Consider the following 26,669-nt stretch of genomic DNA (forward strand, 5'->3'; position numbering starts at 1 on the left):
CTCATGGATACCGCCCCCCTACCAGAATTCTCTCCCCTCCATCGGGTTGCTCCGTTCAGGGCGCAACACCGTGCGCCGCCTCCCACCCCCCCTCCCCCCCCCCCCCCCAGCGCCGTGTGCGGTGGTGTCCGTTCGGGTGGTGCCGGGTGGCGGGTCAGCGCGCCGCGCCGGCCGCGGCCGGCGCCGCGGTCAGCGCGGCGGCGACGCGGGCGACCCGCGCCCCGAGGTGGAGGGCGGTCTGCGCGTCGGCCTTGGACACCTCCTCCGGGCCGCGGTCGGTGTCCACCTGGGCACCGGTGCCGAGGGTGATGCCGAGCCGGTTCAGATCGTGGACGGAGGCGGTGCTGGAACTCCAGCCGGGCAGCAGGTCGAGGCTGACCCAGTGCATGCCGTGCTGCGCGGCGAAGACCGAGAAGTACTGCAAGGTGTGCAGCTTGTCCCCGCTCATCGACCCGGAGACGGTGAACCCGGAGGCCACCTTCCCGGTCCAGGCCCGCCTGGCCCAGCGGCCCGACGTCGACTCGGCGAACACGTGGAACGCCGCCGACGCGGTGCCCAGGTAGGTCGGGGCGCCGAAGACGATGGCGTCCGCGGCGTCGAGGGCGGCCCACTGCTCGTCCGTGATCGTGTCGACGCGGACCGGCACGGCCGTGGCACCCGCCTCGGCCACTCCGTCGCCCACGGCCTCGGCGAGCACGGCGGTGTGTCCATAGCCGGAGTGGTAGGCGACGGCCACGGTCGTGTCGGTGGTCATGACTCTCCTCCCGAGGAGCGGTGTCGGCGCCGCGGGCCGGTCAGGGCCGGGCCGGCAGCACCTCGTCCAGTTCGGACTCCAGGCGGTCCAGGTCGCGTTCGTGTCCGTGGGCGGCGATGTGCCCGTCCGGCCGGACCAGGTGGTAGTGGGCCTCCGGGCAGGCACCGAAGGGCGCCAGTTCCCGACGGCTCAGCCGCAGCACCCGCAACCGCCCGCGGCGCGCCGCGATCCGCTCGACCTCCTCCAGCCACGCCGCGTGCCGTCCGGTGGGCGGGGTGACCACCACCAGCGTCCACGCGGACGGGTCGGCCGCCGGGCCGCTCATGGTGTGCGCCAGCGCGACCTGCCGGGGGAAGACCGAGCCGACGCGCAGGCCGCCGGGGAGCCGGCCGCGCAGCGCGCACCGGTGCCGCCGGGAGGGGAGCTGGGTGGCGCGGACCACCTCGTAGGCGAGCCGGCGGCCCGCGAGCACGGGTGCGTAGAACCGGGTGACGGCGCCGGTGCGGTCGGCGAGGCGGAACAGGGCGTCACGGGTGATCACTTTGGCTCGGCTTCCCGCCATCCAGGCACGCGTCTGCATGTCGGTGTCGCGCACGATGCGCCGGGTGATGTGGGTGCGCTCGGCGCCGTAGTCGCGCAGCAGCGAGGACGGCGAGTCGCCGTGGATCACCGCGGCGAGCTTCCAGGCCAGGTTGTGGGCGTCCTGGAGGCCGTTGTTCATGCCCTGGCCGCCCGCGGGGCTGTGCACGTGCGCCGCGTCGCCCATGAGGAAGATCCGGCCGCGCTGGAAGTCGGTGGCGCGCCGGGCGTGCACCCGGAAGACGGTCTGCCAGACCGGGTCGGTGAGCCTGATGCCGCGCGGGCCGCGCTCGTCGACCAGCTTCTGCATCATCCCGACGCCGACCTCCTGGCCCGCGCTGGGCAGCACGCACAGGAAGCGGAAGACGCCGTCCGGCATCGGCACGATGACCAGCGTGCCCGACGGGGCCTGGTAGTAGCGGATCTCGTTGGCCGGCAGATGCCCCTCGATCCGGGTGTCGACCAGGGCGAACGCCATCTCGTAGGTGCTGCCCTCGAACCCGGTGCCCAGCTGGCCGCGCACCGCGCTGCCCGCTCCGTCGGCGCCGATGAGGAAGGGCACGCGGACGCGTTCGACGACGCCGTCCTGGTGCTCGAGGACGGCGGTGACCCCGTCGGTGGCGTCGATGCGGCCGGAGTAGTCGACGTCGTCGACGGCGAGCAGCCGCACGCCGCGCTCGACCTTCCCGCCCAGCGCGTGGAAGCGCTCGGTCAGCAGCCGCTCGGTCTCGTACTGGGGCAGGCTGAGGGCCGCGTACTCGGCGGGGATCGGGAAGGAGGCGAGCGGGCGGCGGTCGGAGAAGTAGCTCCAGGTGTCGACGCGGACGGAGGCCGCGCGCAGCCCGTCACCGACGCCCAGGTCGTCGAGCACGTCGACGGCGCGGGGCCACAGCGACAGCGCCTTGGGGACCGCCATCGGTTCCAGGTCGCGGTCGATCACCCGGATCTTGACGCCGCGGCGCAGCAGTTCGCAGCCGGCGAGCAGACCGGTGGGCCCGGCGCCGACGACGAGGACGTCCACGTCGCCCGCCGAACGGGCCCGGTCCGTCGTGGCGGTCATGCGGCACGCTCCGCGCGTTCGCTGAGCCGGCGGGCGAGCTCGATCCGCTGCACCTTCATCGTGGCGGTGCGCGGCAGTTCGCTCAGCGGCAGCTGGACGGGGTCGGCGAGCTGCGGGAAGTCGGCCACGGCGGAGCGCCAGCGCTCCGGGTCCAGCGGCTCGTTGCGCCGGGTGCACACCACCGGCAGCGGCTCCTTGTCGGGGCCGGGCACCAGGACCAGCTCGGAGAGTTCCTCCAGTCGGCCGAGGACGGTGTCCTCCACCTCCAGGGTGCTGTCGATGCCGGGGATGACGTCGACCTCGCGGTCCAGGAGGTGGACGCAGCCCAGGGAGGTGCGGTAGCCGACGTCGCCGGTGCGCCACCAGTCGCCGTGGCACTCCTTGGCGTAGCGCTCCTCCTCCGCGTAGTAGCTCACCGCGCGCCCGTCGCTCTGCACCTCGATGAGGCCGGGGTTCTTCTTGGTGGGGCGCCTGCCGTCGCGGCTGACGATCCGCAGCCGGGTGATGCCGGGGATGGTGAAGCCCAGGCAGCGGCCGTCGGCCTTGTGGATGTTCTTGCGGGTGTACCAGCGGCCCACCAGCGGCCCGCACTCGCTCTGCCCGTAGAACTGGAAGAACAGCGGGTTGGAGCGCCGGGAGGCGGACAGCAGCTTGCCTATGGTCGGCGGGTGGAGGGCGTCGAACGTGCCGTTGAAGTACTTCACGTTGGACAGCGGTCCGCGCGGGTCGTCGGCCAGTTCCTCCCACTCCATGAAGGAGTTGGGGTGCGTCTCCACGAAGCCGGGCCGGGTGCGGACGAACACGTCGGCGGCGTGCTCGGGCGAGCCGTCGTCCAGGACGACCACCGGCATGCCCTTGGACAGGGCGACGGCGAGCGCCATGTACATCCGGGAGTGGACGTAGGAGAGGTGCACCGCGTACGTCTCGCGGGTGCGGATGAGGGAGGCGAGGCCCGTCTGGGGGCGCAGGCGGCCCTGGAGCGAGCGGGCGGTGTGCACGACCAGCTTGGGCACGCCGGTGGTGCCGGAGGTGTGGGTCATCAGCGCCGGGTGGTCGGCGTGCAGCAGCACCGGTTCGCGGCGCGGGGAGCCGGCGAGGTCGGCGAGGCAGATGCCGCCCTCGCCGCCGCGGTCGACGGTGACGACCCGGCCGGCCGTCTCGTACAGGGGCAGTCCGGCGAGGTCACCGCTCAGCTTGTCGTCGTCGGTGATCAGGTGGGGCCGGTCCAGCCGGCGCAGCAGCGCGTCCACGGTGGCGCCGTCCAGCGCCGGGGAGAGCAGGGCCGGGACGGCGCCGATGCGGGAGGCGGCGCACGCCAGCAGGTAGATGTCGAAGTTCTGCGCCTTGTAGAGGGCGACGTGCTCGCTGGGGCGGACGCCCGCGGCCCACAGCCGGGCCGCCAGGTCGTCGACGAAGCCGGCGAGTTCGGTGACGGTGAACCGGCGCCCGGCCTCCGGCAGGGCGTGCAGGTCGTGGTCGAGGGTGATGGGCGTGTCGGGGTGGGCGGAGGCGGCCTGCTGGGGAACGCTCCCCAGGTACAGGCCCTTGCGCGGGGCCGGGGTGCGGAACATCGCTGACGTCTCCTTGGCGTCAAAGGGTGACGGGGTCCTTGGGACGTGCTTCGGCGCCGGCCGCGGCGAGCGCCGCCAGCAGCAGCGGCTCCTCGTGCTCGCGGACCGTGATTCCGAAGACGTCGCGCAGCACGGGCCCCAGTTCCTCGGGGGCCAGCCGCCGCTGCTCGTGGCGGCCGTCGGGATGCTGCGTGGTCAGATCCAGGTTGTACAGGGCGTGGCGCAGGTGCTCGTCGCCGCGCTGGGCGAGCAGCTTGCCGACGAACGCGGACCTGGGGTGGCTCGCCGTGTAGTGGTTGGAGGTCTCGAAGTCGATCGGGAAGTGGCGTTCCAGGCGCAGCGAGAAGACGTCGAACCAGCCGTCGGGGCGGCGGGAGCGCAGCACCCACTCGTCGTCCTCGGCGTCGACCCGCCAGGTCCAGTCGCCGACGGTCAGCCGGGCCCCGTCCTCCAGGGGGATGGGTTCGATGAGTCCCTCGTCGCCGAATCCGGCGTCGGCGAGCAGACGCCGGCCGTCGACGTCGACCAGCACGACCGCGTGGCTGCGCGCCCGCACCCGGTCGCTGCCGCGGCGGATCCGGGCCAGGTGCCGGGTGACGGTGAAGCCGAGGCGCTCCAGGGCCGCGGCGAACAGCAGGTTCTGCTCGAAGCAGTAGCCGCCGCGGCGCTCGTCGACGAGCTTGCGTTGCAGGCTGGGCAGGTCGAGGCGGACGCCGCGGCCGAGGAAGAGGTCGAGGTTGGTGAAGCAGATCGTCGACATGTGCGCGCGGTGCAGGCGGCGCAGGACGTCCGTGCCGGCGGTGCGGGGGCCGTGGTGGCCGACGCGCCGCAGGTAGGCGTCGAGGTCGAGGGAGGCGACGTCCCAGTCGGCGGCGCCTGCCGCGGTGCGCTCGGCGGGCGGGGCCTGGTGCATGAGTTCACCTTTCATCGGCGTGCTCCGGTGCCGGTCGGCGGTGTGCGGCGGCGTGGTCCGCGCCGCGGGTGAGGGCGTGCCGCCGGGCCGCGTGGTCGGCCCGGAGCACCAGGCCGACACAGACCGCGAGGGCGGCGGCGGTGACCAGGGCGACGGAGGGCAGGTCGCCCACGGCGAGCGGCAGTTGGGCCCCGGCGCCGGCGCCCAGGTTCAGGACGAACCCGTAGACGGCGATCGCGGTCGCCCGGGCGCCCTGGGCGCTCGCGCCGATGGCCTGCACGACGGCGGGGCCGACGGTGGAGATGGCCAGGACGAACACGAACAGGGCGGCGCCCAGGCCGACGGTGTTGTCACCGGCGAACGCGGCGGCGACCAGTCCGGCCGCGGCGACGACGAGGGAGCCGGCGGCCCGGTGCAGGGCGGGGACGCGGCCCAGCGCCGGGGCGATCAGCACGGCGATGATCATGGCGGGCAGTGCGCTGGCGCGCAGGGCGAGCAGCGCGCCGGGGTCGCCGACGAGGTCGTCCGGTCCGTAGAGCTGGACCCCGGAGTAGACCGTGGTGAGGCTGCCCACCAGGGGCACGGTGACGACGAACAGCGGCAGCAGGCGGGCCGACTTCAGCACGCCGAGGCCGGCGCCGGCGGCCGCGCCGTCCCGGCGGGCGCGGTACGGCGGGTCGGGCAGCATGACCCGGCGGATCGCGAAGGCTCCGGCGGCGAGCAGCGGCGCGGAGACGAGGAACACCGCTTCCCAGCCGAGGGCGGAGCCGATGAGCTGGCCCTGGACCTGGCCGAGGACCACGGTGGCGCCGGAGGCGCAGTTGACGGTCGTCAGGGCCAGGGGCAGCCGGTGCGGCGGCACGTGCTCGCCCAGGTAGGCGTACGACATCGGGACGAAGGAACCGGCCACGGCGCCCTGCACGGCCCGCAGCGCGGCGCCCCAGGCCAGGTCGGGGGCGAGCGGCACGAGGGCGGTCGCGACGGCCATGGCGGCGACGCAGCCGGCCAGGAGGGTGCGGCGGCCGAAGCGGTCGGACAACGGGCCGCTGGCCAGGGAGCCGCAGGCGTAGGCGACGGCGAAGGCCGAGGTGGCCCAGGTCGCCGACTCCTGCGGCACGCCCCAGGCCCGGCCCAGCTCGGGCAGCAGCGGGATGGTGACGAAGGTCTGGCCGACGACCAGGACCGCGACCACCGACATCATGGCGACGGTGGCGGCGAACGGCGCCTGCGCGCCCTTGGTGTGGTGAGCGTGGGACATGGACCGCTACGCCTCTCTCCTCCGTGCGCGGGGCACGTCCGGGCGGAAGTGGGACGGTGCCGCGCCGCCCGGCCACGGGGGGGGACCGGGCGGCACGGCGGGCTGTGCGGACGACGCGCCCGAAGGGACCGGCCGGAGCACCGGCCGGGGTCAGGCGGAGCACCGGCCGGGACCAGGCGGAGGACCGGCCGGGGTCGGGCGGAGGTCAGGCCGCGGCGAAGCCGCGCTTGAGGGCGTCGGCGACGGCCACGGTCCGGCGGGCCTGGAACTCGATCGCCGCCAGGTTGTTCGGGTCGACGTTGTCGGGCTGGTTGCCGGAGACGCTGCTCGCCCCGTACGGGTTGCCGTTGGCCGGCTCGAACTGGACCGGGTCGGCGAAGCCGGGGGGAACGATGATCGCGCCCCAGTGGTAGAAGGTGTTGTTCAGGGCGAGCAGGGTGCTCTCCTGCCCTCCGTGGTCGCTGGACGTGGAGGTGAACGAGGACACCACCTTGTTGACCAGCTTGCCCTGGAACCAGATGCCGCCGGTGGTGTCCAGGAACTGCTTGAGCTGGGCCGCGGGCAGGCCGAAGCGGGTCGGGGTGCCGAACAGCACGGCGTCGGCCCACTCCAGGTCCTCCAGGGCGGCCTCGGGGACGTTCCGGGTGGCGGCGGCGTGCGCGGCCCAGAACTCGTTCTGCGCGATGGCCGACTCGGGTGCCAGCTCGGCGACCTTGCGCAGCCGCACGTCCGCGCCGGCCTTCTCGGCGGCGTCGGCAGCGGTCTGGGCGAGCCGGTGCACATTGCCGGTGGACGAGTAGTAGATGACGGCGACATTGGTCATGGTGGGTGAGGCTCCCTCGATGGGTTGACGCCGGCCTCGACGCCGGTGACCGGCGCCCTGAGGGCCGCAGGTGGCCTCATCGTGCGGACGCCGCCGCCGCCCGGCAAAGCGGGTTCCCCGAGTCCGTCAGGTCCCGCGCGCCGGCCCGGCGCGGCCCGCACCGCATGCGCCGAGGCAGCGGGCCGGACCACGAAGTCGCAGGCGGGACCGCGACTTGACGGACGCTTGGCCCGTTCGTTGACCGCCCGGTGGCGGCTCAGCACGCTCGGGCCGAGCCACTCCCCCGCCGGCCGCCCTCGTGTGCGGCCCCGAGGCGTGCGGCTTTGCGCGCCGCTCCCGACGGTCAGTGCCGACCGGACGAGTCGAGCGGCGAGGCGCATGTCCGGATACCGAACGGAGACCCTCGTGAACGGTAGTCATGTCGAACTGTGCATAGTGGGGGCCGGCCCGCGCGGACTCTCCGTCCTCGAACGGCTGCTGGCCAACGAACGGCACGAACGGCGCCACCGCTCCCTCACGGTGCACGTGGTCGACCCGCACGCCCCCGGCGCCGGTGCCGTGTGGCGCTGCGACCAGTCCCGGCAGTTGCTGATGAACACCGTCGCCTCGCAGATCACGGTCTTCACCGACGACAGCTCCCGGATCGACGGGCCGATCGAGCCCGGGCCCAGCCTCCACGAGTGGGCGCAGTCGCTCGCGCTGCTCGCCGGTGCGCGGGAGTACAGCTCCGCGACCCGGCGCGAGGCGGCGTCGCTCGGCCCCGACTCCTATCCCACCCGGGCGCTGTACGGCGAGTACCTGCACGACTGCTTCCGGCGCCTGATCGAGCGGGCACCGGAGCACGTGACGGTCCGGGTGCACCGCTCCCGGGCGGTGGCCATGTCCGACGTGCACGGCGTGCCGGGCGGACCCCAGGGCGTGCGGCTGGAGGACGGCACCCGGCTCAACGCGCTCGACGGGGTGGTCCTGGCGCTCGGGCACGTGCCGGCCCGGCTGTCGGCGCGTGAGGAGCGGGCCGCGTCCCTGGCGCGGATCCACCACCTCACCTACATCACCCCGGTCAACCCCGCCGACGTGGACCTCGGCGGCATCCGGCCGGAGCAGAACGTGCTGCTGCGCGGCCTCGGCCTCAACTTCTTCGACTACATGGCCCTGTTCACCGCCGGCCGCGGCGGCACCTTCGTCCGCGAGGGCGAGCGGCTGGTCTACCGTCCGTCGGGCCGGGAGCCGAAGCTGTACGCGTTCTCCCGGCGCGGCATCCCCTACCACGCGCGCGGCGAGAACGAGAAGGGCCCGCACGGCCGCCACCGGCCCCGGCTGCTCACCCCGGAGTTCATCGCCGGCCTGCGGCGGCGCCGCGACCGGGGCGAGCCGGTGTCGTTCGGCGCCGACCTGTGGCCGCTGATCTCCCGCGAGGTGGAGAGCGTGTACTACGGCACGCTGCTGCGCTCCCGCGGCGACGACGCGCACGCCGCGTTCACCGACCGGTTCCTGGCCCTGCCGCCGGACGCCGACCCGGCCGGGCTGCTCGGGGAGTACGGCATCGCGCCGGACGAGCGCTGGGACTGGGAGCGGCTGTCGCGGCCGTACGGCGGGCGGACGTTCACCGACCGCGCGGACTTCAGGAGCTGGCTGCTCGGCCATCTCGCCGAGGACGTGCGGGCGGCCCGCCAGGGCAACGTCAGCGGTCCGCTGAAGGCGGCGCTCGACGTGCTGCGCGACCTGCGCAACGAGATACGGCTCGCGGTGGACCACGGCGGGCTCGACGGCGAGTCGCACCGCGACGACCTCGAGGGCTGGTACACGCCGCTCAACGCGTTCCTGTCGATCGGCCCGCCCGTCTCGCGCATCGAGGAGATGGCGGCGCTGATCGAGGCCGGTGTGCTCACCCTGACCGGTCCGGGGACGCAGGTGCGCATCGATCCCACCACCCCGCAGTTCGTCGCGCAGTCGCCGGTGGTCCCCGGGGAGCCGGTGCCCGCCACGGTCCTCATCGAGGCCCGGCTGCCCGAGCCGGACCTGCGGCGCACCGCCGACCCGCTGCTCCAGCACCTGCTCAACACCGACCAGGCCGCCCCCTACCGCATCCGCAGCGCGTTCGCCCCCGCCTACGAGACCGGTGGCCTGGCCGTCACGGAGCGGCCCTACCGGCTGCTCGACGGCCGCGGCCAGGCCCACCCGCGCCGCTTCGCCTACGGGGTGCCCACCGAGTCGGTGCACTGGGTCACGGCCGCCGGGATCCGTCCGGGGGTGGACTCCGTGACGCTCGCCGACTCCGACGCCATCGCCCGCGCCGCCCTGCGCCTGCCCCCGGTGGCCCATGTGCCGGCCGGGGTGCGTCCCACGGTGAACGACGCGGAGCTGCCGGGGGTGGTCGTGTGAGCACGCCCACGGGATACGACACGGGGCTGCTGGCGCCGGTGCGCGCGGGCACCGCCGTGGAGGCCGCCGTCCGTGACGAGGCGTGGCTCCAGGCGATGCTGGACGCGGAGGCGGCGCTGGCACGGGCGCAGGCGCGGCTGGGCACGGTGCCCGCCGAGGCCGCGGCCGTGATCACCGAGACGGCGCGTGCCGAGCTGTTCGACGCGCGGGAGCTGGCGCTCGCCTCGCGGGAGACGGCCAATCCGGTGGTGGGCCTGGTGCGGGCGCTGACCGGCCGGGTCGCCGAGCGGGACCCGGCCGCCGCCGAGTACGTGCACCGCGGCTCCACCAGCCAGGACGTCTTCGACACCGGGGCGATGCTGGTCGCCGCGCGGGCCCTGCGGATCGTACGGACCGATCTGGCCGAGGTGGCCGAGGCGCTCGGCGCGCTGGCCGGACACCACCGCCGGACGCCGATGGCCGGTCGCACGCTGGCCCTGCACGCGGTTCCGACGACGTTCGGCCTGAAGGCGGCGGGCTGGCGCGAGCTGGTGCTCGCCGCTCACCGGCGGCTGACCCGCCTCCTGGACGGCGGGCTGCCGGTGTCCCTGGGCGGCGCCGCCGGGACGCTGGCCGGGTATCTGGAGTACGCGGCCCTCGACAGCGACGGCGTGCTGGACCGGGAGGCGTACGCCGACCGGCTCGTGGACGCGTTCGCCGAGGAGACGGGGCTCGCGCGTCCGGTGCTGCCCTGGCACGCCCTGCGCACGCCGATGGCCGACCTCGCGGCGGCGCTCGCCTTCACGGCCGGTGCCCTGGGGAAGATCGCCGTCGACGTGCAGTCGCTGGCCCGCACCGAGACCGCCGAGGTGAGCGAGCCGGGGGCGGCGGGCCGGGGCGGTTCCTCGGCGATGCCCCACAAGCGCAACCCGGTGCTCGCCACGCTGCTGCGGGCCGCCGCCCTCCAGGTGCCGGCGATGTCCGGCGCGCTGACGCAGTGCCTGGTCACCGAGGACGAACGCTCGGCCGGGGTGTGGCACGCGGAGTGGCTGCTGCTGCGCGAGTGCCTGCGGCTGACCGGCGGAGCGGCGCACACCGCGGTGGAGCTCGCCCGCGGGCTGCGGGTGGACGAGGCACGGATGCGGGCCAACCTCGGCATGACGGGCAGTCAGGTGGTGTCGGAGAGGATCGCGGCCGTCCTCACGCCCGAGATCGGCAAGGCGGCCGCCCGGCGGCTGCTCACCGAGGCCTCCCGGCAGGCGCGGCGCACCGCACGGCCGCTGGCCGACGTCCTCGCCGCGACCCCCGCGCTGGCCGGCCGCCTGTGCCCGTCCGAACTGGCCGAGCTGTGCGACCCGGTGGGCTACACCGGGGCCGCGCCGCACCTCACCGACCGCGCGCTGCGCGGCCCCGGCGCGAACGGGGCGTCGTGATGGCGGGCAAGGGTACGGCGGCGTCCGGCGCTCTCTCGCGCGGCGGGCGGTGGATCACGCACTGGGACCCCGAGGACGAGGCGTTCTGGGAGCGCGAGGGCCGCTTCGTGGCCCGGCGCAACCTGCTGTTCTCGGTGCTGTCGGAGCACGTCGGCTTCTCGGTGTGGAGCATGTGGTCGGTGCTGGTGCTCTTCATGTCGCCCGACATCGGTTTCACCTTCACACCGTCCGAGAAGTTCCTGCTCGTGGTGGTGCCGACCCTGGTCGGGGCGGCGCTCAGACTGCCCTACAGCACGGCCGTGGCCCGGTTCGGCGGCCGCAACTGGACGGTGTTCGCCTCGTCCGTGCTGCTGGTGCCCGCGGGGCTGGCGGCGTTCTTCGTGCAGCGCCCCCAGACCCCGCTGTGGGTGTTCCTGCTCATCGGGGCGCTGGCGGGGCTGGGCGGGGGCAACTTCGCGTCGTCCATGACCAACATCACGGCGTTCTACCCGCAGCGGCATCAGGGCTGGGCGCTCGGCGTCAACGCGGGCGGCGGCAACCTGGGGGTGGCCGTGGTGCAGTTGCTCGGCCTGCTGGTCATCGCCACGGCCGGCGACGCCCATCCCTCCTACGTGGCGGCCGTGTACCTGCCGCTGATCGTGCTCGTGTCGCTGGGCGCGGCGCTGCGCATGGACAACCTGCCCATCCCGCCGGCCGCGCCGGGGGTGCTGCGGGAGGCCGCCGCGCACCGGCACACCTGGTGGATCTCGCTGCTGTACGTCGGCACCTTCGGCTCGTTCATCGGATACGGGTTCGCGTTCGGGCTGGTGTTGCAGAGCGAGTTCGGGGCGAGCGCGCTCCAGGCGGCGTCCTACACCTTCCTGGGTCCGCTGCTCGGCTCGCTGGCCCGGCCGTTCGGGGGCAGGATGGCCGACCGCTGGGGCGGCGCGCGGGTGACCTTCGTGACCTTCACGGCCATGGCGGCCGGCACCTCGGTGCTGCTCGTCGCCTCGGCCACCACGTCCTTCCCGCTGTTCGTGGCCGCATTCACGGCGCTGTTCGTGCTCAGCGGGCTCGGCAACGGCTCGACGTACAAGATGATCCCCGCGCAGCACGCCGCCGAGGCCGAGCAGGCCATCGCGGCCGGCGCGGACGCCACGGAGGCGTTCGCCCGGGCCCGCAGGCTCTCCGGCGCGCTGATCGCCGTCGCGGGGGCCGTGGGCGCGCTCGGCGGGGTCGGCATCAACCTCGCGTTCCGCACCGCCTACGGCACCTCCGGCTCGGGGACGGTGGCGTTCGCCGCGTTCCTCGGCTACTACGTGCTCTGCCTCGCCCTGACCTGGCGGGTGTACCTGCGCCGCCGGGACGACGAGAGGGCCGCCGGGGTCGAACCGGTGCGGCCCAAGACCGCTGGACGGGTGTGACATGGAACCCCGACACACCGGCGCCCCCGCCGGCACCGCCACCCACTGCCCGTACTGCGCGCTTCAGTGCGGGACGCGGCTGAGCGGCGTCCGCGGCGCCGTCGAGGTGCGTCCCGACCCGGACTTCCCCGTCAACCGGGGCGGCCTGTGCCAGAAGGGCTGGACCGCGCCGGACGTGCTGGACGTCCCGGACCGTCTCACCTCCCCGCTGGTGCGCGGCGCCGACGGTCGGCTCGCCCCGGCCGGCTGGGACGAGGCGCTGGACCTGGTCGCGCGGCGGCTGCGGGAGATCCGTGCCGCCCACGGACCCGACGCGCTCGCGGTCTTCGGCGGTGGCGGGCTCACCAACGAGAAGGCCTACACCCTGGGCAAGTTCGCCCGGCTGGCGCTCGGCACCAGCCAGATCGACTACAACGGCCGCTTCTGCATGGCCTCGGCCGCGGCGGCGCAGATCGCCGCCTTCGGCGTGGACCGCGGCCTGCCGTTCCCGGTCACGGACCTCGGCGACGCCGACGTGGTGCTGCTCGCCGGAGCCAACCCGGCCGAGACGATGCCGCCGCTGCTGCGCCACCTGGACCGGCCGGACCTGATCGTCGCCGACCCCCGGCGCACCCGTACCGCCGCCCGCGCGGCGCTGCACCTCCAGCCGACGCCGGGCACGGACCTCGCCCTGGCCCTGGGGCTGCTGCACATCGCGGTCACCGACGGTGTCGTCGACAAGGCGTACGTCGACGGGCGCACCACCGGGTTCGACGCCGCCTGGGCCCGTGCGGTCGCCTGGTGGCCGGAGCGCGTGGAGGCCGTGACCGGGGTCGCGGTGTCCGAGCTGCGCGCCGCCGTCCGGATGCTGGCGGGCGCCGAGCGCGCCTACGTCCTGACCGGGCGGGGCGCCGAGCAGCACAGCAAGGGCAGCGACACGGTGGCGGCGTTCATCAATCTGTCCCTCGCCCTGGGGCTGCCGGGACGCGTCGGCAGCGGCTTCGGCACCCTGACCGGCCAGGGCAACGGCCAGGGCGGACGGGAACTGGGGCAGAAGGCCGACCAGTTGCCCGGCTACCGCTCGCTGACCGACCCGGCGGCCAGGGAGCACCTGGCCCGGGTGTGGGGCGTGCCCCCCGGCCGGCTGCCCGGTCCCGGGCGCAGCGCCTACGAACTGCTCGACGCGATCGGCGAGGACGACGGCCCGCGGGCGCTGCTGGTCGCCGGCTCCAACCCGGTGGTGTCCGCGCCCGACGCGGGCCGGGTGACCGAGCGCCTCGGCCGGCTCGACCTGCTGGTGGTGGCCGACTTCGTGCCGTCCGAGACGGCCCGGATGGCCGACGTGGTGCTGCCCGTGACGCAGTGGGCGGAGGAGGAGGGCACCCTCACCAGCCTGGAGGGGCGGGTGCTGCGCCGCCGCAGGCTGCTCGACCCGCCGCCGGGCGTGCGCAGCGACCTGGAGGTGCTGCACGGGCTGGCGGTCCGCCTGGGCGAGCCCGCGGCACGCTATCCGCGCGCGCCCCGGGAGGTCTTCGAGGAGCTGCGCGAGGCGACCCGGGGCGGACCCGCCGACTACTCGGGCGTCAGCTACGAACGCCTCGACTCCGGCGCGCGGTTGTACTGGCCCTGCCCCGAGGGGAGCGACGGCACGCCGCGGATGTTCCTGGACCGGTTCGCGCACCCCGACGGCAGGGCGCGGTTCGCGCCGGTGGAGCACCGGGACTCGGCGGAGCTGCCGGGTCCCGGCTTTCCGCTGTACGCGACGACCGGGCGAGTGCTCGCCCAGTACCAGTCCGGGGCGCAGACCCGCAGGGTGGCCCGGCTGGCCGAGGCCGCCCCGGAGCCGTTCGTCGAGATGCACCCCGACACCGCGGCCCGGTGCGGGCTCGCCGACGGGCAGCCGGCCGTGGTGCGTTCGGCGCGCGGCGCGATGGTCGCGCGGGTGCGCCTCGACCCCTCGCTGCGCACGGACACCGTCTTCGTGCCGTTCCACTTCCCGGGCGCGGGGCGCGCCAACCTGGTCACGCACCCGGCGCTCGACCCGCGCAGCCGCATGCCGGAGTTCAAGGTGTGCGCGGTCCGCGTGGAGGCGGCGTCGTGAGCGCCCCGGAGGCCGGGCGGATCGTCGTCGTCGGCTACGGACCGGCCGCCCACCGGCTGGTGGAACGGCTCGGCCGGCACGGTCACCGCGGTCGGGTCACCGTCCTCGGCGACGAACCGACGGGAGCCTACAGCCGGCCGCTGCTGACCTCGGTGCTGGACGGCACCCTCACCGCCGGGGCGCTCGCCCTGCCGGCCCCGCCCGACGGCACGCGTCTGCGCCTCGGGGTCACGGCCACGGCCGTCGACCGGCGCCGGCGCCTGGTGTACGGCAGCGACGGGCACCGCTATCCCTACGACCGTCTCGTCCTGGCCACGGGCGCCGCTCCCCTGGTGCCCGACCTGCCCTGGGCACGCGGCGGTGACGGGCGGCTCGCCCCCGGCGTCCGCACGCTCCGGACGCCGGCCCAGTGCGCGGACCTGGCGTCGGATGACCCGGTCGCGGTGGTGGGCGGGGGGCCGCTGGCCCTGGAAGCCGCGCTCGCCCTGCGCCGCCGCGGCCGGGACGTCACCCTCGTGCACCGGGGCCCCCACCCGCTGGACCGCCGGCTGGAGCCCCGGGCGGGCGAACTGCTGTCGGCGCGGCTGCGGGCGCTGGACGTGGATCTGTGCACCGGCCGGACGGCCGAGGCCTACCGCGGCGGCAAGCTCCGCCTCGACGACGGCCGCCGGGTCGCCGCCGGTGACGTCCTGCTGTGCACCGGCGTGGCGCCGCGCACCGCGCTCGCCCGGTCCGCGGGACTCCTGGTGCGCAGGGGCGTCGTGGTCGACGAGGAACTGCGCACCAGCGACCCGCGCATCCACGCGCTCGGCGACTGCGCCGAACCGCCCGGCGGGGCCGGGCCGCACGGCGGGGCCGGGCCGCACGGCGGGGCCGGGCCGCACGGCGGGCACACCGCCGCCTGGGAACAGGCCGAGGTGCTGGCCGTGCTGCTGACCGGCGGGCGGGCCCGCTACACCGCCACCGGGCCCGTCGTACGTCTGAAGGCGCCCGAGCTGGACCTGGTGTGGCTCGGCACGGCGGACGGGGCCGAGGAGACGGTGGTGTTCGGTGACGCCGCACGCCGCCGCTACGGCCGTCTTTCGCTGTGCGACGGCCGCGTCCGAGGTGCGGTGCTGCTGGGGCTCGGGCGCGCCATCGCGACGGTGGTGCGGCTGTACCGGCGCGCCGAGCCGGTACCCGCCGACCGGCTGGCCCTGCTGCTCGGCGCACCGCCCGAGTACGCCGGCGAACGGCTGCCCGGCGATGCCGTCGTGTGTCACTGCAACAACGTCACGGGCGCGGGCCTGGCCGCCGCCTGGCGGGCGGGTGCCCGCACCGTGGCCGAGCTGGCCGCCGCCACCCGGGCGACCACCGGCTGCGGCGGCTGCGCCGGCGAGGTGCGCGGCTGGTGTTCGGCGTACGCGCGCCGTGAGGAGCTGCGAGAGGTGTCCCGATGAGCGGCGTTCTGGTCGTGGTCGGCCACGGTATGGCGGGCCACCGGCTGGTGCGGGAGGTACGCGCCCGTGATCCGCGGGGCGCCTGGCGGGTGGTGGTCCTGGCGGAGGAGCCGGTGGCCGCCTACGACCGCGTCGCCCTGTCCGCCCACGCGCGCGGCACGCCGGCCGCCCGGCTGGCGCTGCCCGGCTCCGACTTCGCCGACGACGAGCGGGTGGAGCTGCGGCTGTCCACGCCGGTCGTGCACATCGACCGGGCCGCCGCCACGGTGCGGTGCGCCGACGGCACACGGGTGGACTACGACGCGCTGGTGCTCGCCACCGGGTCGCGGCCGTTCGTCCCGCCGGTGCCCGGCCACGGCCTGCCCGGCTGCCACGTGTACCGCACCCTGGACGACGTCACCGCGATCCGCGCCGCCGCCCGGCCGGGACGCACGGCCGTGGTCGTCGGCGGCGGTCTGCTCGGCCTGGAGGCCGCGGGCGCGCTGGACGCGCTGGGGATGCGGGCGCACGTGGTGGAGGCGGCGCCGTGGCTGATGCCGCTCCAGCTGGACGAGGGCGGCGGTGCCGTGCTCGGGCGGCTGCTGGCCCGGCGCGGGGTGCGGGCCCACTGCGGTGCCGGGCTGCGGTCGGTCGACGCGGGCGCGGACGGCTCGGTGCGGTCGGTGACGCTCGCCGACGGCAGGGTCGTCGGCACGGACCTGGTGGTGTTCGCCGCCGGGGTGCGTCCGCGGGACGAGCTGGCGGCCGGCGCCGATCTGGCCACCGGTGACCGGGGCGGCTTCCTGGTCGACGCCCGCTGCCGTACGGCGGACGGGCGGATCTGGGCCGTCGGCGAGTGCGCCGCCGTCGAGGGCCGGTGCCACGGCCTGGTGGCGCCGGGGTACCGGATGGCCGAGGCCGTGGCCCGGCAGCTGACCGGGGAGCGCGACGCGGCGTTCGCCGGTGCCGACCTGTCCACCCGGCTCAAGCTCGTGGGCGTCGAGGTGGCCAGCTTCGGGGACGCGCACGCGCGCGGCGAGGGTGCCGTCGAGTTCGTCCGGGGCGACCGGGGTGGCGACCGCTACGCCAAGCTGGTCCTGGACGGCTCGGCGACCACCCTGGTCGGTGGCGTCCTGGCCGGGGACACCAGCGCCTACGCCGTTCTGCGCCCGCTGCTCGGCCGGCCGCTGCCCGCCGCGCCGGACGAGCTGCTCACCACCGCCTGACCCGAGCCCCGGTCACACCGACGTCCCGCCCACCGGCCTCCGGTGGGCGGGACGTCGTTTCCTCCTTCGGTGCCCCGCACGACGTGCCACATGACGAGCCCCCACATGACGAGCCCCGCACGACGTGCCCCCGGTACGGCTGTCCGCCGTACCGGGGGCACGTGGTGACGTGACCGTCCGCGGTTCAGGCGCCCAGGGAGGCGCCGCCGTCGACCGTCAGGACGTGCAGGGTGATCTGGGCGGCCTCGTCGGACAGCAGGAAGGCGACCGCCGCGGCGATGTCCGAGGGCAGGGAGATCCGGCCGAGCGGGATGCCCACCCGGTACTTCACCGGGTCGCCCGCCAGCGTCCGCCGCGCCCCCGACTCGTCGGCCCACATGGACCGCAGCATCGGGGTGTCGGTGGAGCCCGGCGCGACGACGTTGCACCGTACGCCGTAGCGGGCCACCTCCAGGCCCAGGGACTTGGTGAACATGGTGGCGGCCGCCTTGGAGGCGGCGTACGCGGCCATGTCGGCGCGCGGCGTGACCGCGGCGTTGGAGGCCACGGTCACCACGGCGCCCCTGGAGCGCGTCACCATCCGGCCGACCACGGCCCGGGACAGGAAGAAGACACCGTTGACGTTGACGTCGAAGGTCGTCCGCCAGTCGGCCTCCCGGTAGGAGACGACCTCGCCGAGCCGCAGCACACCGGCCGCGTTGACGAGCATGTCGACGGGGCCGAGTTCGTCCTCGACCCGTGCGACGGTCTCCTCCACCTCGTCGCTGTCGGTGACGTCGGTGGGGAACGCGGTGACCTCCAGGCCCTCCGCCATGAGCTTCCCGGCCTTCTCCCAGAGCTGCTCGCCGTCGCGGTCGAGGGCCGCGACGACGGCGCCGCGGCCGGCCAGCTCCCTGACGACGGCCTCTCCGATCCCTCCGGCGGCACCGGTGACCAGGGCCACTCGTCCTTCCATGTCTGCGACCTCCATCGGCGCTCAGTCGGTCCAGGCCGTCACGACGGAAATCGCCTGATCCGGGGTCAGACGCGGGTCGCAGTGGCTGGTGTAGACGTCCCCGACCCGTCCGACGTCACCGGCGTGGCGCGCGCACTCGGTGACGTCGTCGGGCGTGGTCTCCAGGTGAAGGCCGCCGGCCACGCCGCCGGCCGACTCCACGGCCTGCTTGAAGGCCCGCACCTCGCGCTCGACGGTGGTGACCAGGCGGGTCTTGTGCCCCGACGGCGTGCGGACGGTGTTGCCGTGCATCGGGTCGGTGAGCCAGATGACGGGGTGACCCGCCCGGCGGACCGCGCCGACCAGGGCCGGCAGCCGTTCGGCGACGGTGTCGGCACCCATGCGCGCGATCAGCGTGAGCCGGCCGGGCTCCCGGTCGGGGTCGAGGCGCTTGCACAGGGCGAGCAGTTCCGGTTCGGTCATCGACGGGCCCACCTTGCAGGCGACCGGGTTGCCGACCTTGGCGAGCAGCATGACGTGCGCGCCGTCGACCTGGCGGGTGCGCTCCCCGATCCACGGGAAGTGGGTGGAGGTGAGCAGCAGCTCGCCGGACGACTGCTCACGCACCATGGGCACCTCGTAGTCGAGGAGCAGTGCCTCGTGGCTGGTCCACACGGTGGACTCCGCGTGCGGGCGGCGGGCGCCGTGCCAGCCGAGGTTGCGGGTGATCTCGTTGGCCGCCATGTAGCCGGTGAGCAGCCGCAGCGGGTCGGGCCTGCGGCTCTCCGGGTCCGGTTCGGGCGAGTTGACCATGTGCCCGCGGTAGACCGGCAGTTCGACGCCGTCGACGGTCTCGGTGTCGCTGGTGCGCGGCTTGCCGAACTGCCCCGCGATGCGGCCGACGCGGACCACGGGCCGCCGGGTGATCAGTTTCAGGGCCCCGGCGAGCAGGTCGAGCACCGCGGCCTTGCGGTGGACGTGCTCGGGGGTGCTTTCGTCGGGGTCCTCGGAACAGTCGCCGGACTGCACGATGTGCGCCTCGCCCGCGGCGACGCGGGCGAGCTGTTTGCGCAGGACCCGCACGTCGTCCGCGTGGACCAGCGGCGCCCGCACGGACAGTTCCTTGCGGACCAGTTCGGCCTGCTCGAGGTCGTCCCATCTGGGCTGCTGCAACGCGGAGGTGAGGCGTATGTCGTCCAGAGTGTTGTCCACTGAAGATCTCCGAAGGGTGCGAGGCGGGTACAGCCGGACGTGGTGCGGAACGGTCTGGCGGTCGTTCATCACACGGGGAAGCCGCCGACGCCCGCGGTTCCCGGCGTGGACGGTGCGAGGGTGCGGGCGGGAACGAGGGGGCCGTCGGCCCCGCGTTCCGCCGGACGGGCCGGGCCCCGCGGCGGCAGCCGGAAGTCACCGCCGTGCAGCCAGCCGACCTGGTCGTACAGCTCGTCCGAGGTCAGGGACGAGAGCATCGCGTTGCGCGCCACGGCCGCCTCGCCGGCGGGGTGGTAGAGGCGGCGCCCCATCTCCCGGGCGACGGTCTGAGTCCTGGCGGTGCGGGCGCGCCGTGCGGCGTTGTACTCGGCCAGGCGCAGGGGGACGTCGTCGGCGGTCATGCCGGCCGTCACCTCGCCGAGGACGACGGCGTCCTCCAGTGCCATGCAGGCGCCCTGGGCGGCGTACTGGAGCATGGGGTGGGCGGCGTCGCCGAGCAGGGTGACGCGGCCGGTGCACCAGTCGTCGACCGGGTCCCGGTCGCACAGCACCCAGGCCCGCCACTGCTCCCCCAGCTCCAGCAGGGAGCGGGCGGTGTCGCACACCTCCGGGAAGACGTCCAGGACGCGTTCCTTGCGGACCGGTTCGGCGACCAGGGCCGTGCTCGCGCCGTCGTCGCGCGTGGCGGCGAGGTTGAGGTAGGCGCCGCCGCCGATGGCGTAGTGGACGAAGTGCCACTTGGGGCCCGCCCACAGGGTGACGGAGTTGAAGCGCAGTTCCTCGGGGACGCGCTCCATCGGGATCACGGATCGGTAGATGGTGTGGCCCGAGACCTTCGGCGGTCCGTCCCCGAGCAGCTGGGCCCGGACGGCGGAGCGGATGCCGTCCGCGCCGATCAGGGCGACGCCGGAGAACCGCTCGCCGGCCCGGGTGACGGCCGTGGCCCGGCCGCCGGTCCACTCGTAGGCCCGTACGTCCTTGCCGGCGAGGAGTTCGATGCGGTCCGAGGCGCGGCAGGCGTCCAGCAGCGGCTGGTAGAGGTCGGCGCGGTGCACCACGGCGTAGGGGCCGGCGAACCGCTCGCGGTAGGCGTCGGTGAGCGGCATCCGGGCGACCGTCCGCCCGGTCGTGCCGTCCATGAAGCACAGGGCGTCGATGAACACGGCGCGGCTGCGCACCGCTTCACCGACCCCGAGCCGGTCGAGCGCGCGGAAGCCGTTCGGGGCGATCTGGATTCCGGCCCCGTACTCGGTGAAGGCGTCCCTGCGTTCGAGGACGGTGACCTCGTGGCCGTGCGCGGCCAGGCTCACCGCCGCGGCCAGCCCGCCGATGCCGCCACCGGCGACGACTATCTTCGACATCGCTCTTCGTCTCCTCGGTATCTGTCCAGGTGGGCACTTGAGCTGTGACGCCCTGTCACTCGGGGGCCGCGGCGGATCTCGGCTGCCGCGACCCGCGGCACGGCGGTGCGGCGCGGCGGCCGGTGGCGGGGGGCGGACGGCCTGTCGTCCCTCGGAGAGGAAGGCCCTGGCGGGACGGCGGCTCAGGAACGTCGGTGAAGACGCTTCCATGCTGTGGATTCAAGACAAACGCAGCAACGCGTGCCCGACCACTTCGTCATGTCGGAGCCTCGGCGCAGGTGGCCCGCCGGGGCGGCCGGGATGGCGCGATCCGCCGCCCCGCCGGGCGCACGGACCGGACGGTTGCCGTCCGCCGAAGCGACCGCGCCCCTCGGCCGAGGGGGCCGAGGGGCGCGGTCGCGGAGGGTGGGAGGGCGGTCGACGGCCCCTCGCGGCGGGCGCGGGAGCGGTCGGCGCGCGGCGGCGGGGGTGTCCGGATCAGGCCGGGCGGCCCTTGAGGAACTCGGCGTACGGATCGTCACCGCGGCGCATCTTTTCCGCCAGACGCTCGAGGACCATCAGCGTCGCCATGTGCGGTCCGGGCCCGAACGTGACGCGGGCGACACCGAGTTCGCCGAGCCGGGGCAGCGAAGGGGTCTGCGGCAGGTACATGATGTTGACCGGCCCGGGGATGCGCTCGACGAGGGCGGCGATCGTCTCCTCCTCGGCCGCGAAGACGGGGAACACCGAGTCGGCACCGGCCTCCAGATAGGCCCGGCCCCGCCGGACGGCCTCCTCGATCCGCTCCGGCTCGGGCGTCTCGGGCGGGAACGCCCCCGGCTCCCACACGTCCACCCGGGCGTTGACCCAGAGCGGGACGCCCGCCTCGTCGGCGGCCTGCCGGACCTCGGCCAGCAGAGCGGCCTGGGTGTCGACGCCGACCAGGTCGGTGCCCGGGTGGGCGGTGTCCTCGATGTTGCAGCCGGCCGCTCCGGCCGCGAGCAGCCGCGCCACGATGTCCTTGCCCGGCAGGCCGTAGCCGGCCTCCACGTCCACGGTCACCGGGACCTCGACGGCGCGGGTGATACGTGCGGCCGCCGCCAGCATCTCCTCGGCCGGGGCGCCCTGGTGGTCGGTGAAGCCGAGGCTCTCCGCGACGGCCTTGCTGCCCGTGGCGAGCGCCGGGAAGCCCGCCTTGGCCAGCACCTGGGCGCTGGCCGCGTCCCAGGCGTTGGGCAGCACCAGCGGCCTGTCGGCGTGCAGTGCCCGCAGCTTCTCCGCCTTGGCGGCGAGCGCCGCCGCGTCAACCGTTGCCATGGGGTTCTCCTCGATGCGGTTCGTCGGCACGGGCGCACACCCCACCGGACGGGCCGGCCGCGGGCCAGCCGCGCGGCGGCAGTCCGTCATGTCGGCGGGCCGGGCGAGTTGACAGATTCGCCCCCGGCCGGGGCGCCCGCCGGGGCCCCGCTGCCACACTTCAGCACCGTGCGACGTCCGAGTCGTCCGCGGTCGCCCGCGAACGCCCCCCACGGGCCCGCTTCCGGCCCGTCCGGAACAGCAGACCTCCTCCCACCAGGCCCGGGCCCTCCCCCGTCTCACCCGGGCCTTTCCTCTTGAAAGGGCAGTGCCGTTGACTATCACGAGCGTGGACAACTCCGGCCCGGACCCGATCTGGGGCAGCGACCAGCTGGACCTGGACGCCTATCTGCGGCGCATCGGCTACGACGGGCCGCGCACCGCCACCCCGGAGACGCTGCGGGCCGTGCACCGCGGCCATCTGGCGACCATCGGGTTCCTGGCCGACGGCATCGAGCGGGAGCAGCTGCCGCTCGACATCAAGTCCCTCCAGGACAAGCTGGTGCACGGCGGTGAGGGCGGTTCGTGCTACGAGCACAACCTGCTGTTCGCCGCGGTGCTGACCCGGCTGGGCTTCCGGATGGCCTGCCATCTGGCCCGCGTCCGCCGCGGCAACACCACCGACATCCGCTTCCGGTCGCACACGACGCTGGTGGCCGAGGCCGCCGGCGAGCGGTGGCTCGTCGACGTCGGATTCGGGGACGAGGGTCCCCTGGAGCCGATACCGTTCGTCAGCGGCGCCACCCTGGCGGTGGGCGGCTGGCGCTGGCGGCTGGACGACGACGGCGGAGAGTGGGTGCTCCGTTCGCTGCACGCGGACGGCTGGTTCGACGTGTACGCCTTCACCACGGAGGCGCAGTACCCGATCGACCTCGAGGTCGCCGCCCACTTCTCGATGACGAGCCCGCGGTCGGTGTTCCGCGGTCACATCGTCGCCATGCGGGTCGGTCCCGAGGTCCGCCATGTGCTGCGCGACCGTGTCCTGGAGACGCGTTACCCGCACTTCGACGACGAGCGCAGGATCATCGCGGCCGAGGACGTCGTGCCGACGCTGCGTGACGTGCTCGGCATGAACATCCCCGACGACCAGGCGGCCAAGGTGACGGCCCATCTGACCCGGAACCGCTCCGCGGCCCGGTAGCGACCCGCCCAGCATCCCCCGAGGAACCCAAGAGGACATGGCATGAGGATTCTAGTAGCCGGCGTCACCGGAGCGATCGGACGGCAGCTCGCGGGCCAGTTGCTCGCCGCGGGCCACGAGGTGGTGGGTCTGGCCCGCTCCCGGGGCCGGGCCGCCGACCTGGAGAGCGCCGGGGTGCGGATGGTCTACGGCGACGCCCTGGACCGTGACTGGGTGCGCGGCACGACGCGGCAGACGGCGCCGGACGCGGTGGTGCACCTGCTCACCGCCATCCCGGCGAGCCCCGACCCCAAGCGGGTGGACAAGGAGTTCGCGCTCACCAACCGGCTGCGCACCGAGGGGACCCGCAACCTCGTGGACGCCGCCGCCGAGGCGGGCGTCAAGCGCGTCATCGCCCAGAGCATCGCGTTCGTCAACGAGCCGGGCCAGGGCCCCGCCGACGAGGACGTGCCGTTCCTGAGCAACCCGCCGCAGGCCTACCGGCCGGTGCTGGAGGCGGTGCGGGAGCTGGAGCGCGTCACGACCGCGGCCGGGGGCCTGGTGCTGCGCTTCGGTCACCTGTACGGACCGGGCACCGGCTTCGCGCAGGACGGCCCGTTCGTGGCGCAGGTGCGGGCCGGGAAGGTGCCGGTGGTCAGCGGCGGGCGCTCGGTCTTCTCCTTCACGCACACGACCGACGCGGCCTCCGCGATCGTCGCCGCGCTGAGCGTCGACACCGACGCCTCCGTGCTCAACGTCGTCGACGACGACCCGGCGCCCGTGCACGTGTGGCTTCCCGAGCTGGCCGGGATCCTGGGCGCCCCGAAGCCCAAGTCGGCGCCCGCCTTCCTGGCCAGGCTGGCGGTCGGCGGCTGGGGCGTGCTCTACCTGACGGGGCTGCGCGGCGCCTCCAACGCCCGCGCCCGCCGGGTCCTGTCCTGGGAGCCGCGCTACCCGTCGTGGCGCGACGGATTCGCGGCGGACCTCGGCGCGCGGGCCGGCGCCTGACGGCCGGCGGCAGAGCGGCGTGAACGACGGCCGGGCGACCAGGTGGTCGCCCGGCCGCACACGTGCGCCCGGAGTCCGCCGGCCGCCCCGGCGGGAACGCCGCCGCCCGCTCCCCCGCTCCCCCGTCTTCGCGTCCGCGACGGCGCACACGCGGGTGCGGTGCCCGGCGTCGGGACCCGTGGCTGCCGTCAGAACGGGTGTCTGTCGCCGGGGCCCGTGGCCGTCGCCGGGACTCGGGGCTGTCGCCGGGACCCGTGGCCGTCGTCCTGGCGCGTGGCCGTCGTCGGGACTCTGGGCTGTCGTCAGGGCGCGTGGCCGTCGTCGGGACTCTGGGCTGTCGTCAGGGCGCGTGGCCGTCGTCGGGCCCTGGCCGGCGTCAGGGCTCGTGGCCGCCGTGGTGGGGCTCCGGCACCGGACGGGCGAGCCAGGGGGCGTGGTAGTCGCGCACCCACCCCGCGCAGCTGCGGCGCAGCCGGCTGACGGACGTGCCCGGCTCCCGCAGCAACCGGCCCTCGGAGGCGGTGGTGCGCAGCCCGAGCACCCGCGCCGCCTGCGCGGCGACCTGGCGGTGGCCGGCCGGGGACAGACGCGGCTCGCCCCCCTCCCAGGCACGCCGGTCCTGGAGCGCGGGCAGCGACCACAGGTCCACCACCGGGCAGTCGTACCGGTCGGCGATGGCCCGTACGTGCGCGGTGTACGTGGCGGTCCTGCCGCGCAGATGGCGCAGCCCGGGCAGCGGACGGGGGTCGACGCCGGTGAAGAGCAGCACGGTGCGGGCGTGGGCGGACAGGTCCGCCACCGCCTCCTCGGTGCGTTCCGCGACGACGTCGGGGTCGCCCTCGAGGAGCAGCAGGTCGGCGTTGCCCGCGCTGAAGCTGACCAGGTCGGGCGGGAACCGCCGGACGACGGCCAGCTGTTCGGCACCGGTCCGGTCCAGGAACCGTCCGCGTGCCGGCTTGCGGTAGCGCAGCACACCGTCGGGCCGCTCCTCGGCGAGCAGCACGGCGAGCCGGTCGGCCCAGTCGGCCGACGCGCCCTCGGCCGCGGAGACCTCGCGGTCCGCGTCCGGAGCGTCACCGACGGCCGTGTAGGACTCGACACGGCGCCTGTCACCCGTTCTGGATGGTGTGGTCACGTCGAGACTTCTCACCTCTCGGGCCCCGGGGGGACGTGTCCGCCTCCTCGGCGGCCAGGGGGAGCGGAGCCGCTGAGACTCCGGCGGCGGCCGGCGTCCCGCGCTCCGCGAATCCGTCAGGCGATGGTCCGGCTCCTCGCCGGCGAACGGTAGAAGGCCCGGTCCGAGTCTGTCACCTAGCGGCATCCGTACAGGCGCTTTCCTGCCGTTTCCCGACGCACAGGTGATCCGGCCACACCCCTCACCGCCGGGCCGGCGGGCCGCCGTCGCCCGGAACGGGGCCCGCCGGGCCCGTTGGTGGCCGGGGCACCGCGGGGCCCCGCAACGAGGTGTCCGGCGCACCTCGTCCCGGAGCGGGTCCGCAGCCGACGGTGGTCGTGCAGCCGCAGGGCTGTCCGACCGGATGGAGAGCGTTGTGAATACGTCTGATGTCAGGCGGCAGACTTTCGCCGAACCGGGCCCCGAGCGCCTTCGTGTCCACGAACTCACCGACGACGCGATCTGCGACGACGTCGTCACCGAACTGAGCGCCACGCTGTTCTCCGCGTTCCGCAGGAAGGACCAGCGGCAGAAGGCCGAGCAGTATCTGCGGGGGCTGCTGTTCGCCAAGGGGCGCAAGTCGATCCGCAACATCGCCGCGCACGTCGGCGGCGCCGCCGCCGAGCAGAGCCTGCACCACTTCATCTCCAGCTCGACGTGGGACTGGCGCCCGATCCGGGCCGAGCTGGCCGCATACCTGGAGCGGACCGGTGCGCCGCGGGCGTGGGTGGTGGGGTCGCTGCACATCCCGAAGGCCGGGGAGCACTCGGTGGGTGTGGACCGGCTGTTCGCCCCGCAGTTGGGCCACATGTTCCGCGGGCAGCAGGCGTTCGGCCTGTGGTTCGCCTCCGAGGAGATGAGCGTGCCGGTCAACTGGCGTCTGCTCCTGCCCGAGCAGTGGGTCAAGGACCACGAGCGGCGCGCCCGCGCGGAGGTGCCCCAGGAGGCCGGGCGGGAGACCCCGGAGGAGTGTGCCGTCGCCGTGGCCCTGGACACCGCGCGGAACTGGCCCGTCACCCGCCGGCCGGTCCTGCTGGACCTGCGCGGCAGCGCGGTCCGCCCGACGCTGGCACGGCTCGCCCGGGCCCGGGTGCCCGTGGTCGGCCGGATCGGGCCGGCGTGCCGGCTGACGGTGTCCGACCAGGCGCTGCCCGGCTTCGGCGCGGGCCCGCTGCCCGCCCAGCAGATCATGGAGTCGACGAAGGGGCTGCGCCGCCCGGTGCACTGGCTCGACCCGGCACGGCAGCACGCCACGCACACCTCCCTCGCCTCCGTGGTGCGGGTGTCGCTGCTGGACCCGCAGGCGGGCCGGCAGCGCCCGATGCTGCTCCTCGGCGAGTGGCGCGACCCGCAGCGCCCGCCGGCCCAGCTGTGGCTGACGGACCTGATGAGCGCGCCCGTCGCACCGCTGCTGAGGCTGACGAAGCTGACCCGCCGGGTGGACCGGGACTTCACCGAGACCGGTGAGGAGGTCGGGCTGCGGGACTTCGTGGGGCGCTCCTACCGGGGCTGGCACCGGCACATCACCCTCGCCTCGGCGGCGCACGCGGCGGCCGTGCTGTCCACCGGCAGTCTGGGCCTGGAGTACGCCGCCTGACGGCACGGTCGGCGGCCGGACCGCCCGCGGCGGTCCGGGCGGTCGCCGG

At 75.0% G+C, this 26,669-nt stretch carries 20 protein-coding genes; 9 read left to right on the forward strand and 11 right to left on the reverse strand.

Annotation, left to right across the window (positions count from 1 at the left end; all coding sequences use genetic code 11):
• Positions 1-154 precede the first annotated feature (154 nt).
• The 6 genes from ACZ45Q_RS12010 to wrbA form a co-directional block, all read right to left on the reverse strand.
• The gene (locus ACZ45Q_RS12010; RefSeq protein WP_468258653.1) at positions 155-754 is read right to left on the reverse strand and encodes a flavodoxin family protein; all 600 of its coding nucleotides are present in this window, start codon (positions 752-754) and stop codon (positions 155-157) included.
• A 40-nt stretch (positions 755-794) separates the two neighbouring features.
• Complete coding sequence (locus ACZ45Q_RS12015) at positions 795-2,393, reverse strand: FAD-dependent monooxygenase (protein ID WP_468258656.1); 1,599 nt, start codon at positions 2,391-2,393, stop codon at positions 795-797.
• Positions 2,390-3,964, reverse strand: coding sequence for a class I adenylate-forming enzyme family protein (locus tag ACZ45Q_RS12020; RefSeq protein WP_468258659.1), 1,575 nt, complete (start codon positions 3,962-3,964; stop codon positions 2,390-2,392). Before ACZ45Q_RS12020 ends, ACZ45Q_RS12015 begins: the two co-directional genes overlap by 4 nt.
• Positions 3,965-3,983: 19 nt before the next feature.
• Positions 3,984-4,877: an arylamine N-acetyltransferase family protein gene (locus ACZ45Q_RS12025; protein ID WP_468258662.1), complete on the reverse strand. Its 894-nt coding sequence runs from the start codon at positions 4,875-4,877 to the stop codon at positions 3,984-3,986.
• A 4-nt stretch (positions 4,878-4,881) separates the two neighbouring features.
• Entirely contained in the window at positions 4,882-6,135 is a 1,254-nt protein-coding gene (locus ACZ45Q_RS12030) for an MFS transporter (protein ID WP_468258665.1), read from the reverse strand.
• Positions 6,136-6,340: 205 nt separating this feature from the next.
• Positions 6,341-6,958 (reverse strand): NAD(P)H:quinone oxidoreductase, encoded by a 618-nt coding sequence (gene wrbA / locus ACZ45Q_RS12035; RefSeq protein ID WP_468258668.1) that lies wholly within the window; start codon positions 6,956-6,958, stop codon positions 6,341-6,343.
• 405 nt (positions 6,959-7,363) lie between these two features.
• Between wrbA and ACZ45Q_RS12040 the strand changes: the two genes are divergently transcribed.
• From ACZ45Q_RS12040 to ACZ45Q_RS12065, 6 genes are read left to right on the forward strand one after another with little or no spacing between them, the layout of a single operon-like run.
• Complete coding sequence (locus ACZ45Q_RS12040; RefSeq protein ID WP_468258671.1) at positions 7,364-9,340, forward strand: FAD/NAD(P)-binding protein; 1,977 nt, start codon at positions 7,364-7,366, stop codon at positions 9,338-9,340.
• Positions 9,337-10,752 (forward strand): nitrosuccinate lyase, encoded by a 1,416-nt coding sequence (locus tag ACZ45Q_RS12045; RefSeq protein WP_468258674.1) that lies wholly within the window; start codon positions 9,337-9,339, stop codon positions 10,750-10,752. Before ACZ45Q_RS12040 ends, ACZ45Q_RS12045 begins: the two co-directional genes overlap by 4 nt.
• Positions 10,752-12,155 carry an MFS transporter gene (locus tag ACZ45Q_RS12050; RefSeq protein ID WP_468258677.1) on the forward strand — a complete coding sequence of 468 codons (1,404 nt, stop codon included), beginning with the start codon at positions 10,752-10,754 and terminating at the stop codon, positions 12,153-12,155. The genes ACZ45Q_RS12045 and ACZ45Q_RS12050 overlap by 1 nt, the downstream gene beginning before the upstream one ends.
• 1 nt (position 12,156) lies before the next feature.
• On the forward strand, positions 12,157-14,235 hold the full coding sequence (locus tag ACZ45Q_RS12055) for a molybdopterin oxidoreductase family protein (protein WP_468258680.1): 2,079 nt from the start codon (positions 12,157-12,159) through the stop codon (positions 14,233-14,235).
• The gene (locus ACZ45Q_RS12060) at positions 14,232-15,674 is read left to right on the forward strand and encodes an FAD-dependent oxidoreductase (RefSeq protein ID WP_468258683.1); all 1,443 of its coding nucleotides are present in this window, start codon (positions 14,232-14,234) and stop codon (positions 15,672-15,674) included. The genes ACZ45Q_RS12055 and ACZ45Q_RS12060 overlap by 4 nt, the downstream gene beginning before the upstream one ends.
• On the forward strand, positions 15,671-16,879 hold the full coding sequence (locus ACZ45Q_RS12065) for an NAD(P)/FAD-dependent oxidoreductase (protein ID WP_468258686.1): 1,209 nt from the start codon (positions 15,671-15,673) through the stop codon (positions 16,877-16,879). Before ACZ45Q_RS12060 ends, ACZ45Q_RS12065 begins: the two co-directional genes overlap by 4 nt.
• Before the next feature lie 184 nt (positions 16,880-17,063).
• Here the strand turns inward: ACZ45Q_RS12065 and ACZ45Q_RS12070 are convergent, their stop codons facing one another.
• From ACZ45Q_RS12070 to ACZ45Q_RS12085, 4 genes are all read right to left on the reverse strand, one after another.
• A complete protein-coding gene (locus ACZ45Q_RS12070) occupies positions 17,064-17,834 on the reverse strand; it encodes a 2,3-dihydro-2,3-dihydroxybenzoate dehydrogenase (protein ID WP_468258688.1) in 771 nt (256 codons plus the stop codon).
• Between the two features lie 21 nt (positions 17,835-17,855).
• Entirely contained in the window at positions 17,856-19,025 is a 1,170-nt protein-coding gene (locus ACZ45Q_RS12075) for a 3-deoxy-7-phosphoheptulonate synthase (RefSeq protein WP_468258691.1), read from the reverse strand.
• Between the two features lie 68 nt (positions 19,026-19,093).
• A complete protein-coding gene (locus ACZ45Q_RS12080) occupies positions 19,094-20,386 on the reverse strand; it encodes a 3-hydroxybenzoate 6-monooxygenase (RefSeq protein WP_468258694.1) in 1,293 nt (430 codons plus the stop codon).
• A gap of 477 nt (positions 20,387-20,863) precedes the next feature.
• Positions 20,864-21,682 carry an isocitrate lyase/PEP mutase family protein gene (locus tag ACZ45Q_RS12085; protein WP_468258696.1) on the reverse strand — a complete coding sequence of 273 codons (819 nt, stop codon included), beginning with the start codon at positions 21,680-21,682 and terminating at the stop codon, positions 20,864-20,866.
• 313 nt (positions 21,683-21,995) lie between these two features.
• Here ACZ45Q_RS12085 and ACZ45Q_RS12090 point away from each other — a divergent pair, with 313 nt between their 5' ends.
• Entirely contained in the window at positions 21,996-22,862 is an 867-nt protein-coding gene (locus tag ACZ45Q_RS12090) for an arylamine N-acetyltransferase family protein (protein WP_468258699.1), read from the forward strand.
• A gap of 42 nt (positions 22,863-22,904) precedes the next feature.
• Positions 22,905-23,849 carry an NAD-dependent epimerase/dehydratase family protein gene (locus tag ACZ45Q_RS12095; RefSeq protein WP_468258702.1) on the forward strand — a complete coding sequence of 315 codons (945 nt, stop codon included), beginning with the start codon at positions 22,905-22,907 and terminating at the stop codon, positions 23,847-23,849.
• Between the two features lie 376 nt (positions 23,850-24,225).
• On the opposite strand, the gene ACZ45Q_RS12100 is transcribed toward ACZ45Q_RS12095, so the two are convergent.
• Positions 24,226-24,984 carry an SGNH/GDSL hydrolase family protein gene (locus ACZ45Q_RS12100; protein ID WP_468258705.1) on the reverse strand — a complete coding sequence of 253 codons (759 nt, stop codon included), beginning with the start codon at positions 24,982-24,984 and terminating at the stop codon, positions 24,226-24,228.
• A 415-nt stretch (positions 24,985-25,399) separates the two neighbouring features.
• On the opposite strand from ACZ45Q_RS12100, the gene ACZ45Q_RS12105 reads away from it, so the two are divergent.
• The gene (locus ACZ45Q_RS12105) at positions 25,400-26,620 is read left to right on the forward strand and encodes an IS701 family transposase (RefSeq protein WP_468258708.1); all 1,221 of its coding nucleotides are present in this window, start codon (positions 25,400-25,402) and stop codon (positions 26,618-26,620) included.
• Positions 26,621-26,669 lie beyond the last annotated feature (49 nt).

Source organism: Streptomyces sp. NPDC031049, from assembly GCF_055571015.1.

Coding starts and splice junctions, on each gene's coding strand:
- ACZ45Q_RS12010 (WP_468258653.1), bottom strand. CDS start 754: ATGACCACCGACACGACCGTGGCCGTCGCCTACCACTCCGGCTATGGA.
- ACZ45Q_RS12015 (WP_468258656.1), bottom strand. CDS start 2,393: ATGACCGCCACGACGGACCGGGCCCGTTCGGCGGGCGACGTGGACGTC.
- ACZ45Q_RS12020 (WP_468258659.1), bottom strand. CDS start 3,964: ATGTTCCGCACCCCGGCCCCGCGCAAGGGCCTGTACCTGGGGAGCGTT.
- ACZ45Q_RS12025 (WP_468258662.1), bottom strand. CDS start 4,877: ATGCACCAGGCCCCGCCCGCCGAGCGCACCGCGGCAGGCGCCGCCGAC.
- ACZ45Q_RS12030 (WP_468258665.1), bottom strand. CDS start 6,135: ATGTCCCACGCTCACCACACCAAGGGCGCGCAGGCGCCGTTCGCCGCC.
- wrbA (WP_468258668.1), bottom strand. CDS start 6,958: ATGACCAATGTCGCCGTCATCTACTACTCGTCCACCGGCAATGTGCAC.
- ACZ45Q_RS12050 (WP_468258677.1), top strand. CDS start 10,752: ATGGCGGGCAAGGGTACGGCGGCGTCCGGCGCTCTCTCGCGCGGCGGG.
- ACZ45Q_RS12055 (WP_468258680.1), top strand. CDS start 12,157: ATGGAACCCCGACACACCGGCGCCCCCGCCGGCACCGCCACCCACTGC.
- ACZ45Q_RS12065 (WP_468258686.1), top strand. CDS start 15,671: ATGAGCGGCGTTCTGGTCGTGGTCGGCCACGGTATGGCGGGCCACCGG.
- ACZ45Q_RS12070 (WP_468258688.1), bottom strand. CDS start 17,834: ATGGAAGGACGAGTGGCCCTGGTCACCGGTGCCGCCGGAGGGATCGGA.
- ACZ45Q_RS12080 (WP_468258694.1), bottom strand. CDS start 20,386: ATGTCGAAGATAGTCGTCGCCGGTGGCGGCATCGGCGGGCTGGCCGCG.
- ACZ45Q_RS12085 (WP_468258696.1), bottom strand. CDS start 21,682: ATGGCAACGGTTGACGCGGCGGCGCTCGCCGCCAAGGCGGAGAAGCTG.
- ACZ45Q_RS12095 (WP_468258702.1), top strand. CDS start 22,905: ATGAGGATTCTAGTAGCCGGCGTCACCGGAGCGATCGGACGGCAGCTC.